Source organism: Amycolatopsis circi, assembly GCF_003385235.1.
Lineage (GTDB): Bacteria > Actinomycetota > Actinomycetes > Mycobacteriales > Pseudonocardiaceae > Amycolatopsis > Amycolatopsis circi.
On sequence record NZ_PQIA01000011.1, the window covers coordinates 51,608 to 64,517 of the forward strand.

11 protein-coding genes are annotated in these 12,910 nt (G+C 68.4%); 8 read left to right on the top strand and 3 right to left on the bottom strand.

Annotation, left to right across the window (positions count from 1 at the left end):
* Window positions 1–7: 7 nt before the first annotated feature.
* Both D0D37_RS05590 and D0D37_RS05595 read right to left on the bottom strand, forming a co-directional pair.
* Window positions 8–988, bottom strand: coding sequence for a FecCD family ABC transporter permease (locus D0D37_RS05590; RefSeq protein WP_116199441.1), 981 nt, complete (start codon window positions 986–988; stop codon window positions 8–10).
* Window positions 985–2,001, bottom strand: coding sequence for a FecCD family ABC transporter permease (locus D0D37_RS05595; protein WP_116199503.1), 1,017 nt, complete (start codon window positions 1,999–2,001; stop codon window positions 985–987). The genes D0D37_RS05590 and D0D37_RS05595 overlap by 4 nt, the downstream gene beginning before the upstream one ends.
* Window positions 2,002–2,063: 62 nt before the next feature.
* Between D0D37_RS05595 and D0D37_RS05600 the strand changes: the two genes are divergently transcribed.
* Complete coding sequence (locus tag D0D37_RS05600) at window positions 2,064–3,077, top strand: ABC transporter substrate-binding protein (protein ID WP_116199442.1); 1,014 nt, start codon at window positions 2,064–2,066, stop codon at window positions 3,075–3,077.
* Window positions 3,078–3,132: 55 nt separating this feature from the next.
* Here the strand turns inward: D0D37_RS05600 and D0D37_RS05605 are convergent, their stop codons facing one another.
* Window positions 3,133–4,554 (bottom strand): M20/M25/M40 family metallo-hydrolase, encoded by a 1,422-nt coding sequence (locus D0D37_RS05605; protein ID WP_116199443.1) that lies wholly within the window; start codon window positions 4,552–4,554, stop codon window positions 3,133–3,135.
* 360 nt (window positions 4,555–4,914) lie between these two features.
* Between D0D37_RS05605 and pdhA the strand changes: the two genes are divergently transcribed.
* The 7 genes from pdhA (at window position 4,915) to D0D37_RS05640 (ending at window position 12,908) form a co-directional block, all read left to right on the top strand.
* A complete protein-coding gene (gene pdhA, locus D0D37_RS05610; protein ID WP_116199444.1) occupies window positions 4,915–6,120 on the top strand; it encodes a pyruvate dehydrogenase (acetyl-transferring) E1 component subunit alpha in 1,206 nt (401 codons plus the stop codon).
* Window positions 6,120–7,112, top strand: coding sequence for an alpha-ketoacid dehydrogenase subunit beta (locus tag D0D37_RS05615; RefSeq protein ID WP_116199445.1), 993 nt, complete (start codon window positions 6,120–6,122; stop codon window positions 7,110–7,112). The genes pdhA and D0D37_RS05615 overlap by 1 nt, the downstream gene beginning before the upstream one ends.
* Before the next feature lie 16 nt (window positions 7,113–7,128).
* Window positions 7,129–8,472 carry a dihydrolipoamide acetyltransferase family protein gene (locus D0D37_RS05620; RefSeq protein WP_116199446.1) on the top strand — a complete coding sequence of 448 codons (1,344 nt, stop codon included), beginning with the start codon at window positions 7,129–7,131 and terminating at the stop codon, window positions 8,470–8,472.
* A gap of 108 nt (window positions 8,473–8,580) precedes the next feature.
* Complete coding sequence (locus tag D0D37_RS05625; RefSeq protein WP_162834096.1) at window positions 8,581–9,150, top strand: TetR/AcrR family transcriptional regulator; 570 nt, start codon at window positions 8,581–8,583, stop codon at window positions 9,148–9,150.
* Between the two features lie 56 nt (window positions 9,151–9,206).
* Window positions 9,207–11,105: an ABC transporter ATP-binding protein gene (locus D0D37_RS05630; RefSeq protein WP_244223397.1), complete on the top strand. Its 1,899-nt coding sequence runs from the start codon at window positions 9,207–9,209 to the stop codon at window positions 11,103–11,105.
* A 31-nt stretch (window positions 11,106–11,136) separates the two neighbouring features.
* Window positions 11,137–11,721, top strand: a complete 585-nt coding sequence (locus D0D37_RS05635) for an ABC transporter ATP-binding protein (protein ID WP_244223398.1) — start codon at window positions 11,137–11,139, stop codon at window positions 11,719–11,721.
* Window positions 11,718–12,908 (top strand): hypothetical protein, encoded by a 1,191-nt coding sequence (locus D0D37_RS05640; RefSeq protein WP_116199449.1) that lies wholly within the window; start codon window positions 11,718–11,720, stop codon window positions 12,906–12,908. Before D0D37_RS05635 ends, D0D37_RS05640 begins: the two co-directional genes overlap by 4 nt.
* The last annotated feature ends 2 nt before the right edge of the window (window positions 12,909–12,910 follow it).

Consider the following 12,910-nt stretch of genomic DNA (forward strand, 5'->3'; position numbering starts at 1 on the left):
CGCTTACTCACGCGGTCTGGCGGCGACGGGAAACCGCCAGCAGCCACAGCAGGTATCCGCCGCCCAGCGCGGCCGCGACCACGCCCACCGGCAGCAGTGAAGCGTCCAGAACCCGCTGGCCCACGAAGTCCGCCGCCAGCACCAGCACCGCGCCCATCGCCGCGGAGGCGACCAGGTTCGGCCCCGGGCGGCGGGTCAGGCGGCGAGCGAGTTGTGGTGCGGCAAGGGCGACGAACGGAATCGGCCCGGCCGCGGCGGTCGCGGAAGCAGCCAGCGCGACGGCCGCCAACAGCACCACCGCACGCACACGCGGCACCGCGACCCCGACCGCCACAGCCGCGTCATCGCCCATTTCCAGCATTCGCAACGCGGGCTGGTGCACGAAGATGAACGGTGAAAGCACCAAAACAGCCAGGCACAGCGGGATGAAGTAGTTCCAGTCGCGGCCCGCGAGGTCGCCGGTCAGCCAGCCGACGGCCTGTGCGGCGGCTTCGAGTTTCGCTTGCACCAGCAGATAACCGTTCACCCCGGCCAGCACGGCGCTCACCGCGATGCCCAGCAGCACCAGTCGTGAGCTGAGCAAACCGTGCGGGGCGCACAGCGCGGTGACCACTAACGCGGTGAGCAGGCCGCCGACGACCGCGCCGACCGACACCAGTCCGGGGCCCGCGCCGAACAGCAGGAGCATCATGATCCCGCCGGTCGCCGAGCCGGTGGTGAAGCCGATGATGTCCGGGCTGCCGAGCGGATTCCGAGTCACCGTCTGGAAAACCGAGCCCGCCAGCGCGAGCGCGATGCCGACGAAGATCGCCACCAACGCGCGCGGCAGGCGGCCGGTGACCACGAGGTACTGCGCCTTCGTGCCGGATCCGGCGAGCGTGCGCAGGACTTCCGCCGGCGTCATCTCGTAATCGCCGGTGCCCACGGCGAGCACCAGAAGCGCCGTCGCCACGAGGGTCAGCAATCCGACGACCACCCACGTTCTCATCGCCGCACCGCCTTCAGCCGCCGCGCCACGATCACGAAGGCGACGCCGCCGATCACGTCCGTCATCACGCCCACTTGGATTTCACCGTTACCGCCGAGCAACCGGCCGAGCACGTCGCAGCCGAGCAGCAGCACCGGCCCCAGCAGCGCGGACAGCGGCAGCACCCACCGCTCGTCCTGGCCGACCAGTGCGCGCACGACGTGCGGGATCATCAGCCCGACGAACGCGATGGGTCCACACGCGGCGGTCGCGGTCGCGGAGAGCAAGCCGACCGCGACCATGCCGACCGCGCGGGTCAGGGTCGGGTTCGCACCGAGACCGCGCGCGCTGTCGTCGCCGAGTGCGATCGCGTTGAGTGGCCGGGCGAGCACTCCCGCGATCACCAACGCGGCCAAGAAGAACGGCAGCAGTCCGGCGAGGCTGTCGAGGTTCCGGTTCACCAGCGAGCCGACGAGCCAGTACCGCATCTGGTCGAGGCTGTGCGTGTTGATCATCTGCATGCCCTGATTGATCCCGACGAACACGGCCTGCACCGCGACGCCCGCGAGCACCAGCCGCAGCGGGCTCACCGAGCCACCGATCACCGTGACCAGGACCGTTCCGGCCAGCGCACCGAAGAAGGCGAACCACACCAGTTGCTCCGGCGAAGAAACCGAGAACACCGCGCCGCCCAGGACAATCGCGACCGCCGCCCCGTGGTTGATGCCGAGCAGACCGGGGTCAGCCACTGGGTTGCGGGTGATCGCCTGCAATAGCGCGCCAGCCAATCCCAGCCCGACGCCGACCGCAAGGCCGAGCAGTGTCCGCGGAAGTCGATCGTCGCGGATCACGACGTCCTGGAAGGTGCCGCTGTAGGAGAACAACGCGTGCCAGACGCTGCCGAGCGGCAATCGGTTGGAGCCGAAGGCGATCGACAGCACCACCACCGCGGCGAGGGCGAGGAGCGCCGCGACCAGGACTGTCGCGCGGACGCCCCAGCGCCGGGATGTGACGCGCTCCCCAAGCAGGACCATGGCGTTCACCCTAAGGCAAGGCTAACCTCAGGCAGTACCTCACCCGATCCTCCGGAGTTCCGATGACCATCTCACCGGCGCGGCTGTCCCGCCGCGGCTTTCTCGCGGGCACCGCCGCCGCGGGCACCCTCGGCCTGCTGAGCGCCTGCGGGTACAAAGACGAGCAGCCGGCCGCAGGTGACGGCGCGAGCTGGTCCTTCACCGACGATCGCGGCCGCAAGCTCAGCGGCGAGCGTCCACAACGGATCGTCGCACAGGTGACCGCCGCGGCCGCGTTGTGGGACTTCGGCGTGAAATCGGTGGGCATCTTCGGCCCGTCGAAGCTCCCGGACGGCAAGACCGACCCGCAGGCGGGCGGCGTCGACCTGAAGTCGGTGACCTCGCTCGGCAACGTCTGGAACGAGTTCAACTTCGACAAGTTCGTCTCGCTGAACCCGCAGCTGCTGGTCAGCGTGATCTACCTGAAGCAGCAAATGTGGTACGTGCCGGACACGATGGCGGACAAGGTCGACAAGGCCGCGCCGAGTGTCGGCATTGGACTCCAGGACATCGCGATGCCGCAAGGGATCGCGAAGTTCGAGGCGCTGGCGAAGGCGCTCGGCGCGGACGTCGCGACGCCGGAGATCCGGCAGGCGAAGGAGAAGTACGAGGCCGCGGACGCCAAGCTCGCCGAGGCGGTCAAGAAAACGTCCGGGCTCAAGGTGCTGCTGCTGTCGGCGCAGAAGGACACGACGTACGTGGCCAACCCGGCGAAGTTCGCGACCTCGAAGCACTACCAGGAAAAGGGGATGCAGTTCGTCCTGCCGGAGAAGCCCGACGAAAGCCAGGGCGGCTATTACGAGCAGGTGAGTTGGGAGAACGTCGGCAAGTACTCCGCCGACGTGATCATGTACGACTCGCGCGGCGGATCGCTCTCGCTCGGGCCGGACGGGCTCGGCGGCGTCCCGACCTGGCAGCAGCTGCCCGCGGTGAAGGCGGGCAAGCTGATCCCGTGGAACAACGAGACGCCGTTCTCGTACCAGCGCTTCGCCCCGGAGCAGCTCCGCATCGCCGACGCGCTGGGCAAACTTGCGTGAGGCCTCGTGAGTGCCTATCCCGGTTAGAACCGGCATAGGCACTCACGAGGGGAGGTCAGCTGCGGGCGTGCGCGTCCAGCAGGTGCGCGACCGCTTCGGTGACCTGCTGGGCGTAGTCCAGGTTCAGCCACTCGTCGGGCACGTGGATGTTGGAATCCGCCCCGCACGCGCCGGTGACCAGGAACTGCGCCTCCGGGTACTTCTCGCCGAGCAGGCCCATGAACGGGATCGACCCGCCCATGCCCGCCGCGCGATGCGGACGGCCGAACACCTCGTCGTCGACCCGGCGCAGCGCGTCGGTCAGCCACGCGGCTTCCTCCGGCGCGTTCCAGCCGTTCTCCGCCTGCTGGTCCTCGGCGATGGTGACCTTCGCGCCGTACGGAACATCCGTGGTGAGCACCCGCTTGATCGCCGCCAGCGCGTCTTCCGCGACCGCGGTCGGCGGCAGGCGGAAGCTGAGCGTGAGCGTGGTGCTCTGCCGCAGTACGTTGCCAGCTTCGGCGGGCAGCGGAAGTCCTTCGCCGCCGATGATCGACAGCGTCGGTCGCCAGTAGTTGTTCAGCAGCAGCTCAAGCGCGTCCTCGGACACCGTCTTTCCGCCGCTCACCAACGGGAACGCGGTGCGCAGCGCTTCCGGGGCCACCTCCGCGACCGCCTCGATCTCGGCGCGACGGCTCGCCGGCACCTCGACGTTCAGCTCGGACAGCTTGATCTCGCCGGTTTCCGCGTTCTCGATCCGCTCCAGCAGCTGCCGCAGCACGCGGAACGAGCTGGCGACGACACCGCTGGCCAGGCCGGAGTGCTGTGCGGTGGCGAGCAGCTGGACGTTGACCGTCAGGTGCACCATCCCGCGCAGGCTGGTGGTGAGCCACAGCCGCTCGTAGTCCATGCCGCCCGCGTCGAGGCAGACGACGAGGCTGACTTCGCCGAGCCGGGCACTCAGGTGCTCCAGGTACGCGGGGAGATCGGGGCTGCCGGATTCCTCGCCGGTTTCCAGCAGCAGCGCGATTCGCGCGTGCTCGCCGCCGGCCGCGTGCACTGCTTCCACCGCGGCACTGGCCGCGTACCCGGAGTAGCCGTCGTCGACCGAACCGCGGCCGTACAGGCGACCATCGCGGATGACCGGCGTCCACGGGTCGAGGCCTTCGGACCAGCCGCCGACCGGGGGCTGCTTGTCGAGGTGGCCGTACATCAGGACGGTGCCCTTGTCTGTCGCGCCCGGGGTGGCCGGAACGTCGACGAACAGCAGCGGGGAGCGGCCTTCCAGCTCGACGACCTCGATCCGCGCGCCCGGCAGGTCGCGCCCTTCGAGGTAGGCCTTGACGTGCTGGACGGCGGCGGCGAGATGCCCGGTCGACGCCCAGTCCGCGTCGAACGCCGGGGACAGCGCGGGGATCGCGACCAGACCGGACAGGCTCGGCGTGACGTCGTTGATCCACGTCGAGACCACGGATTCGCGTACGGATTTTTGTTCCACAGCGCCATCTTGCCACGGTGACCGACGTCACCGGCACGAGTGAACGTCGTGAGTGCCTATCGCGGTTCTAACCGCGATAGGCACTCACGAGGGCAGGTAGGACGCGGGATGGCCGCCCGACCATCGCCTCTCCCATACTCGGGCTTCCAAACGTTTTCCCTGTTCAGCGAGGTTTTCTCAGCAACAAATCAGCAACTCCCGCTCTCCATCGGAGCAATTCTCGTGCCAGGATGTGGCCACGAACCGTCAACGCCGACGATGACCGGGAGCCTCGGACCCGAGGAGCCGGTCCCCGCCGGTGCAGTCGCTGTGGCCGCCACAAGCGGCCGTCAGAGGCACCGACACCGAGGAGAACAGCTCATGCCGTCCGAACAGTGGACGCACCCGGAACCTGGAGACGGGCCGGCCGCCGTAGCGGCCCAGCCTTCCCCCGAACAGGTGATCGCCGGTTTGCGAGCGACAAGCGAAGGTGGCGCTGAGCTGACTCAGCTGCTCACCCCCGAGGGCCAGCGGGTCCCGTCCGAGCGGTTCGACCGCTACGTCGAGGACGTGGACGACGAAACGCTGAAGAACCTCTACCGCGACATGGTGCTGGTGCGCCGCGCGGACCGCGAGGCCAACGCGATGCAGCGCCAGGGGCAGCTGGGCATCTGGGTGCCGCTGCTCGGCCAGGAAGCCGCGCAGGTCGGGTCCGGTCGCGCGCTGCAGCCGCGGGACATGGCTTTCCCGAGCTACCGCGAGCACGGCGTCGCCTACACCCGCGGCGTCGACATGCGCGACCTGATCGGGATTTTCCGGTGCACCGACCACAGCGGCTGGGACTACCGGGCGCACGGGTTCCACCCGTACACCATCGTGATCGGCAACCAGGTGCTCAACGCCGCCGGTTATGCGATGGGCCAGAAGTTCGAAGGCAAGGTCGGCGACGAGGGTGGCGAGGCCACCATCTGTTACTTCGGTGACGGCGCGACTTCGCAGGGCGACGTGCACGAAGGTTTCGTCTGGGCCGCGGTGTACGACGCACCGCTGGTCTTCTTCTGCCAGAACAACCAGTGGGCGATTTCCGAGCCGACCGAACGCCAGTCGCGGCTGCCGCTGTACCAGCGCGCCCGCGGCTACGGCTTCCCCGGCATCCGCGTGGACGGCAACGACGTCCTCGCCTGCCTCGCCGTCACCCGGTGGGCGCTGGAGGAATGCCGGCACGGCAACGGCCCGGTGCTGATCGAGGCGTTCACCTACCGGATGGACGCGCACACCACGACCGACGACCCCACCCGCTACCGGCTCTCCGACGAGCTGGAGGAGTGGAAGCTCAAGGACCCGATCGAGCGCGTGCGCGCGTTCCTGGCTCGCAACGGCCACGCCGACCAGGCGTTCTTCGACAGCGTCCAGGCCGAGGCCGACCAGTTCGCCGCCGACCTGCGCGACTACACGTTCAACATGCCCGAGCCGCCGCCGGAGCGGGTGTTCTCCCAGGTATACGCAGAACCTTCGCCGGTGCTGGAAGCGCAGCGCGAGGAGTATCTGGCCTATCTCGACGGTTTCGCCGCGGCAGGTGAACACTGATGACTGACTTGCAGAAGCTCACGATCGGCAAGGCGATCAACCTCGGTCTCCGCCGCGCGATGGAGGAGGACCCGAAGGTCCTGATCATGGGGGAGGACGTCGGCAAGCTCGGCGGCGTCTTCCGGATCACCGACGGACTGCAGAAGGACTTCGGCGAGCAGCGCGTGCTGGACACGCCGCTCGCCGAGTCGGGCATCATCGGCACCGCGGTCGGCCTTGCCGTGCGCGGATTCCGGCCGGTGTGCGAGATCCAGTTCGAAGGCTTCATCTTCCCCGGCTTCGACCAGATCTCCTCGCAGCTGGCGAAACTGCACTACCGCACGCAGGGCAAGGTCAAGATGCCCGTCGTGATCCGGGTGCCGTTCGGCGGCGGGATCGGCGCGGTGGAGCACCACTCGGAATCGCCGGAATCGCTGTTCTCGCACATCGCCGGGCTCAAGGTGGTGTCGATCGCGAACGCCGTGGACGCCTACTGGGGCATCCAGGAGGCGATCCGCTCGGACGACCCGATCCTCTTCTTCGAGCCCAAGAAGCTGTACCACTCGGGCGCTTTGAAGATGGAGGTCGACACCTCGACGGCACCGTCGCGAGTGTTCTCGTCGCAGGTGGTCCGCGAGGGCACCTCCGCCACGGTCGTCGCGTACGGCCCGTCGGTGAAGGTGGCGCTCGAGGCCGCCACGGCCGCCGAAGCCGAGGGCAAGTCGCTGGAGGTCATCGACTTGCGCACGCTCTCGCCGCTCGACCTCGGGCCGGTGTTCGAGTCGGTCCGCAAGACCGGACGGCTCATCGCGGTCAGCGAAGCGCCGTCGGAATCCTCGCTGACCTCGGAAATCGCCGCCCGGGTTCAGCAGGAATGCTTCTACTCCCTTGAGTCCCCCGTCCTGCGCGTGACCGGATTCGACACGCCGTACCCGCCTGCGAAGCTCGAGGAGCACTACCTCCCCGACCTCGACCGGGTCCTGCACGCTGTCGACCGCTCGCTCGCCTGGTAAGGGGGTTGCATCAGAAATGCCCGAGTACAAACAATTCCCCCTGTCGGACACGGCGGAGGGGCTGACTGAAGCCGACATCCTCGCCTGGCGCGTCAAGCCGGGCGACACGGTCACGGTCAACCAGATCGTGGTCGAGGTCGAGACCGCGAAGGCGGCTGTCGAGCTGCCGATCCCGTGGGCCGGGGTGGTCACCGAGCTGCACGTCGAGCCGGGACAGACGGTGGAGGTCGGGACGACGATCCTGACCGTGGACGTGGATCCCGACGGGAAAGCCGCTCCCGCTCCCGCCGCTGCTGCCTCGGCTGAGTCCGCTCCGGCTCCGGCCGAGGAGGAGATGAAGCCGCTGGTCGGCTACGGCTCCAAGGCGGCCGGGACTACCCGGCGGGCGCGCAAGGGTGCCGCCGCGGCTCCCGCTGCGACTCCGGCACCCGCTCCCGTGGCGGCGGCTCCCGCACCGGTGGCCGAAGCCCCGCGCGGCGGTTACGTCCCGCTGGCCAAGCCGCCGGTCCGCAAGCTGGCCAAGGACCTCGGCGTCGACCTGCATTCGCTCACCGGCAGCGCGGACGGCGGTGTGATCACCCGCGACGACGTGCACGCCGCCGCAAACGGTTCCGCTGCACCCAAAGTGTCCACTGTGGACACTGCGGGCTATGACCCGGCCACCCGCGAGCGGCGCGTGCCGATCAAGGGCGTCCGCAAGGCGACCGCGGCCGCGATGGTGCAGAGCGCGTACACCGCTCCGCACGTCACGGAGTTCCTCACCATCGACGTCACGCCGATGATGGAGCTGCGCGAGAAGCTCAAGAAGTCGCGTGAATTCAGCGGCGTCAAGCTCACTCCGCTGGTGTTCGCGGCGAAGGCCGTGTGCCTCGCGGCGAAGCGCACGCCGGACGTCAACGCGGTGTGGGACGAGGCCGCGCAGGAGATCGTCTACAAGGACTACGTGCACCTCGGCATCGCGGCGGCGACCCCGCGCGGTCTCGTGGTGCCGAAGATCCGGGACGCGGATTCCTTGTCGCTCAAGGAACTCGCGGTCGCGCTCACCGAGCTGACCGACGTCGCGCGCGAGGGCAAGACGACGCCGGCGGCGATGCTGGGCGGCACGTTCACGATCACCAACGTCGGCGTGTTCGGCGTCGACACCGGCACGCCCATCATCAACCCGGGCGAGTCGGCGATCCTGGCGGTCGGGGCCATCCGCGACACCGCGTGGGTGGTCGACGGCGAGATCAAGGTGCGCAAGGTGATGCAGTTGTCGCTGAGCTTCGACCACCGGGTGGTCGACGGGCAGCAGGGGTCGGAGTTCCTCGCCGACGTCGGCGCGCTGCTCGCCGATCCGGCGGTCGCGATCACGTACTGAGCCGAGGGCCGTGTCCATCCGGGCACGGCCTTCGCTTTGCCCAGTTGACGGAGTGAGTGCTCACTCCGTACCGTGGCAAACATGGAAACGAGGAAAAGAGCGCCGGGGATGGCGCCGGACGACCGGCGGCGGATGATCGTCCGCGCGGTGCTTCCGCTGGTCGTCGAGCACGGCCACGGGGTGACGACCGCGCAGATCGCCCGGGCCGCCGGGATCGGCGAGGGCACCATCTTCCGGGTCTTCAAGGACAAGGACGAACTGTTCGACGCGTGTGTGGAAGCCGCGCTCAATCCGGCGGAGGCGCTGGAGATGATCGGGGAGATCCCGGCTGAGCTGCCGCTGGAGAAGCGCCTGGCGGAGGCTGCCGAAGCGATGAACGCGCACCTGCAGCGGATGGGCGCGGTGATGGCCGCGACCATGAAGGGACGGCCGCGCGCGATAGAGGAGGCGCGCAACCGCAAGTCGGTGACCGGGGACAGCCGGCGCGAGTCGCTTGAGGCGATGCAGCGCGCGGTACGGGAGCTGTTCGTTCCGGACGCCGCCCGGCTGCGGCTGCCGGTGGACAAGGCCGCGTCGCTGTTCCTGGCGCTGCTGTTCACCCAGTCCCGGCAAATGCCCGGTTCCCCGACCACCGACGAGGTCATCGACGTCTTCCTGCACGGTTCGGTGCTGGCGTGATCCCCGGCGGTGGGGGCGGGATCGAGATGGCCCTCGGCCGCCGCGGTCGCCGCAGGATGGCGCAATCCGTGCCGGACAGCGGTCTCACCGGGCCGGTCGACATCCCGGAACCGGAACAGCCGGAACAGCCGAAAGGCCTGCGGGCGCGGCTGTCGCGGATGCGCACTTCGATCGCCGGCACCGTCCGCGGACTGCCGAAAGTCGCGAGGCTGACCTGGCAGGCCAGCCCGACGCTGACCATCGTGCTCGCGGTGATCACGCTGGCGTCCGGCCTGCTGCCGACGGTCACCGCGTACCTCGCGAAAATCCTGCTGGACTCGGTGGTCGCGGCGATCCAGCATCACGGGTCGACGGCCGACATCGTGCGCATCACGCTGTTCCAGTTCGGCGTGCTGGCGGCGACCGCGATCAGCAGCTCGCTCACCACGATCGCGCAATCCCTGCTGCAGGAACGGATGACGCTCACCATCCGGCACCAGGTCATGCAGCACGCGAGCGACCTGCACCTGGCGTACTTCGAGGGTTCGACGTCGTACGACATGCTGCGCCAGGCCGCGCAGGAAGCGCCGACGCGTCCGTTGTCGATGATGACCTCGGCGCTCGGCCTGATCCGGACGCTGATCACCTTCGCCAGCATGATCGCGCTGCTGGTGTCGATCAGTCCGTTGCTCGCGCTGGTCGCTTTGCTGGCCCCGATTCCGGCGTTCATCTCGCAGTCGAAGTACGGCTCGCGGGCGTTCTGGCTCACCTTCATGATGTCGCCGATCAAACGGCGGATGGACTATCTGTCCTCTTTGGTCACTACGGACACGTATGCCAAGGAGACCAAGCTGTTCGGCCTCGGTCCGTACTTCGTGGACCGGTTCCGGAAGCTGGGCGTGGTGGCCTACGACCGGCAGCGGAAGCTGACGGTGAAACGAAATGTCAGCTCGACGTCGTGGGGATTGCTGAGCACGCTGGTCGGCTCGGGGATCGCGTTGTACATCGCGCTGGAAGCCGTGGGCGGCCGGCTCACGCTGGGCGACCTGGCGCTGTACACCGCCGCCGCGACGTCTGTGCAAAGCTCGGTGACCGGGCTGTTCACCGCGTTTTCCGGGATGTACGAGAACAATCTCTATCTGGACACGCTGTACCGATTCCTCGACACCAAACCGGAAATCACCGCACCGGCGAAGCCGCGACCGCTTCCGTCCACTGTGGATGGACACATCCAGTTCGAGTCGGTGAGCTTCAGCTATCCAGGCGCGGACGAACCGGCGTTGCACGGGGTGAGCTTCGAGATCCGTCCTGGCGAAACCGTCGCCGTGGTGGGCCGCAACGGCGCGGGCAAGTCGACGCTGTTCAAGCTGCTGTGTCGGCTGTATGACCCGACAGCGGGCCGGATTCTGTTGGACGGCGTGGACATCCGCGAGTACGACCCGGTGCAGCTGCGCACCAAGATCAGCGCGATGTTCCAGGATTACGTGACGTACCAAGGTACCGCGGCGGAGAACATCGGCCTCGGCGATCTGAACCGGCTCACCGATCGCGAGCACATCGAGGAGTCCGCCCGCCGAGCCGGAGCCGACGAGCGCATCGCCCGGCTGCCAACGGGTTACGACAGCCCGCTCGGCCGCTGGTTCGACCAGGGCGTGTCGCTGTCCGGCGGCGAATGGCAGAAAATCGCGCTGGCCCGGGCCTTCCAGCGCGAGGCCCCGATCCTGATCCTGGACGAGCCGACGTCTGCTTTGGACGCCCAAGCCGAGCACGACCTGTTCGACCGGCTGGACACGTTGTCGCGCGGCCGGACGACGCTGTACATCTCGCATCGCTTCTCGACGGTCCGCCAGGCCGAGCGCATTCTGCTGCTTGACCACGGGAAGGTCGCGGAGTACGGCACGCACGAAGCACTGATGGCGGCCGACGCCGGGTACGCGGAATTGTTCACGCTGCAAGCGGAGGCGTACTTGAAGTGATTATCTTGGGGTGATCAGCCGAGGGGGTTTCGTGCTCATCACCACTCAAGACCTGGGGGTCACCGCGGGCGAGACAGCGCTGTTCAGCGGTCTCGACCTGGCCGTCGACGCCGGCGAATGCCTGGTCGTCCGCGGTGCCAACGGGGCGGGCAAGTCGACATTGCTGCGCTGTCTCTACGGGAATCAGGCGCCGACGTCCGGTTCCGTGTCCGTCTGCGGCGGACCGCCGGACGAGCGGTCCGCCGCTTTCCGCCGCCGGGTTTCCGTCCTTTTCGACGATTCGGCGCTCTTCGACGAACTCACGCCGCGCCAGCATCTCGACCTGCTGCGCAATTCCTTCGGCGGCGAACTGGCCGACGGCCCGGTCCCGGCTCCCGATGTGCCCGCGTCGGAACTCTCCGCCGGACAACGGCGTCGGCTCCTGCTGCACGCGGCGGTCGCGCGTCCGCACGAGGTGCTGCTGCTGGACGAACCGGAACGCGCCCTCGACGCAGAGGGACGCGCCTGGCTGTCCACGCTGGTCCGCACCAGCACCCAACGCGGTGCGGCGGTCGTCGTGGCGAGCCATCACCCGCCGCTCGCGGACGAGGTCGCGGATTACGTGGTGGACCTGTGAAACGCCCGGACCTGGTCCTGGCGCTGGTCATCGCGGTCGGCTTGCTGGGATCGCCGTTCTACAACACCGAACTGGTGCGAAGCCAGCTGATCGGCGGCGCACCGGTGGGCACGCTCGGCAGCATGCTCGTGCTGTGCACCGGCCTCGCGCTGGCCTGGCGAGCGACGCTGCGTCGCGGATATGTCTGGGCGCATCCAGCCACGCTGACCTGGGACGATTTCGACGACCAGCGTCCTGCCACTCTCACCCGACGGCTCGTCCTGGACTGGGCGGCCCGCTTCGCGGTCGCTGCGTACTTCTTCGCCGTTTCCGGGATGCTCATCGGCTTTCCCAGCTCGCTCGTCGGCCCGGTGGTGCTTTTCGTGGTCATCGCCGCGCTGGCCTTGGTGCAGGGCCGCCGCCGCTCGTTCCCCGGCGAATCCCTGCTGCCACTGACTCTCGCGCTGCCGCTGATCATTCCACTGTGGACATACGTGCTCGCCGCTGTTCTCTTGGCGATCGCCTTGGCCCGCTCCTCTTCGTTGCCGCACACGGTTTCTCGCGACACCTTGATCCGGCACCACACCGAACGCATGGTGCGCCGGACATCCGCCGCCTTCCTGGACGTCTGGGCGTTGCTCCCAGCGGGCCGCCCAGTGCCGTGGCGAAACGCGCTCGCCAGCCGATTCGTCGTCATCCGGTACGTCCTCACCGGAGTCCTCGCCCGGCGCTCCGCACTCGGCCTGCCGGTCTTCCTGGCTCTCGCCGTCGTCGCCACCCACGCGACCTTCCCTGCCGTCACCTCGGTCTGGCTGATCGGCATCGGCGGCTACCTCGGGCTGCTGCCGTTCACCGCCCCGATCGCCCAACTGCATCGAGTGCCCGGGCTGCGTCGCTGGCTGGCCGCGTCCGATCTGCGGCTACATGCTGTGACCTGCGCTTTTCTGTGCGTCCTCGCCCTGCTCTGGACCGGAGTCGTCCTGCTGCTCGGCATCCCGGCGTCGATCGGCGCGGCCGTGGCGGCCTTGGTCGCCGCGCTGTCCGCCGTGCGCTCGGTGACCCGCGGACCGCTGGACTTCAGCTCGATGGGCATGGTGCTGTACGAGGGCGTCTTGATCCCCGCTGGACTGGTACGGCAACTCGTTCGAGGACCGGATCTCCTGGTGCTCGGACTAATTGCCGCGAGTTTCCTCCCGATCTGGTTCTAGGC

Bases quoted from the DNA above. Each gene is read 5' to 3' on its own strand.
- D0D37_RS05590 (WP_116199441.1), bottom strand. From the start codon at position 988: ATGAGAACGTGGGTGGTCGTCGGATTGCTGACCCTCGTGGCGACGGCG.
- D0D37_RS05595 (WP_116199503.1), bottom strand. From the start codon at position 2,001: ATGGTCCTGCTTGGGGAGCGCGTCACATCCCGGCGCTGGGGCGTCCGC.
- D0D37_RS05600 (WP_116199442.1), top strand. From the start codon at position 2,064: ATGACCATCTCACCGGCGCGGCTGTCCCGCCGCGGCTTTCTCGCGGGC.
- pdhA (WP_116199444.1), top strand. From the start codon at position 4,915: ATGCCGTCCGAACAGTGGACGCACCCGGAACCTGGAGACGGGCCGGCC.
- D0D37_RS05615 (WP_116199445.1), top strand. From the start codon at position 6,120: ATGACTGACTTGCAGAAGCTCACGATCGGCAAGGCGATCAACCTCGGT.
- D0D37_RS05620 (WP_116199446.1), top strand. From the start codon at position 7,129: ATGCCCGAGTACAAACAATTCCCCCTGTCGGACACGGCGGAGGGGCTG.
- D0D37_RS05625 (WP_162834096.1), top strand. From the start codon at position 8,581: ATGGCGCCGGACGACCGGCGGCGGATGATCGTCCGCGCGGTGCTTCCG.
- D0D37_RS05630 (WP_244223397.1), top strand. From the start codon at position 9,207: ATGGCGCAATCCGTGCCGGACAGCGGTCTCACCGGGCCGGTCGACATC.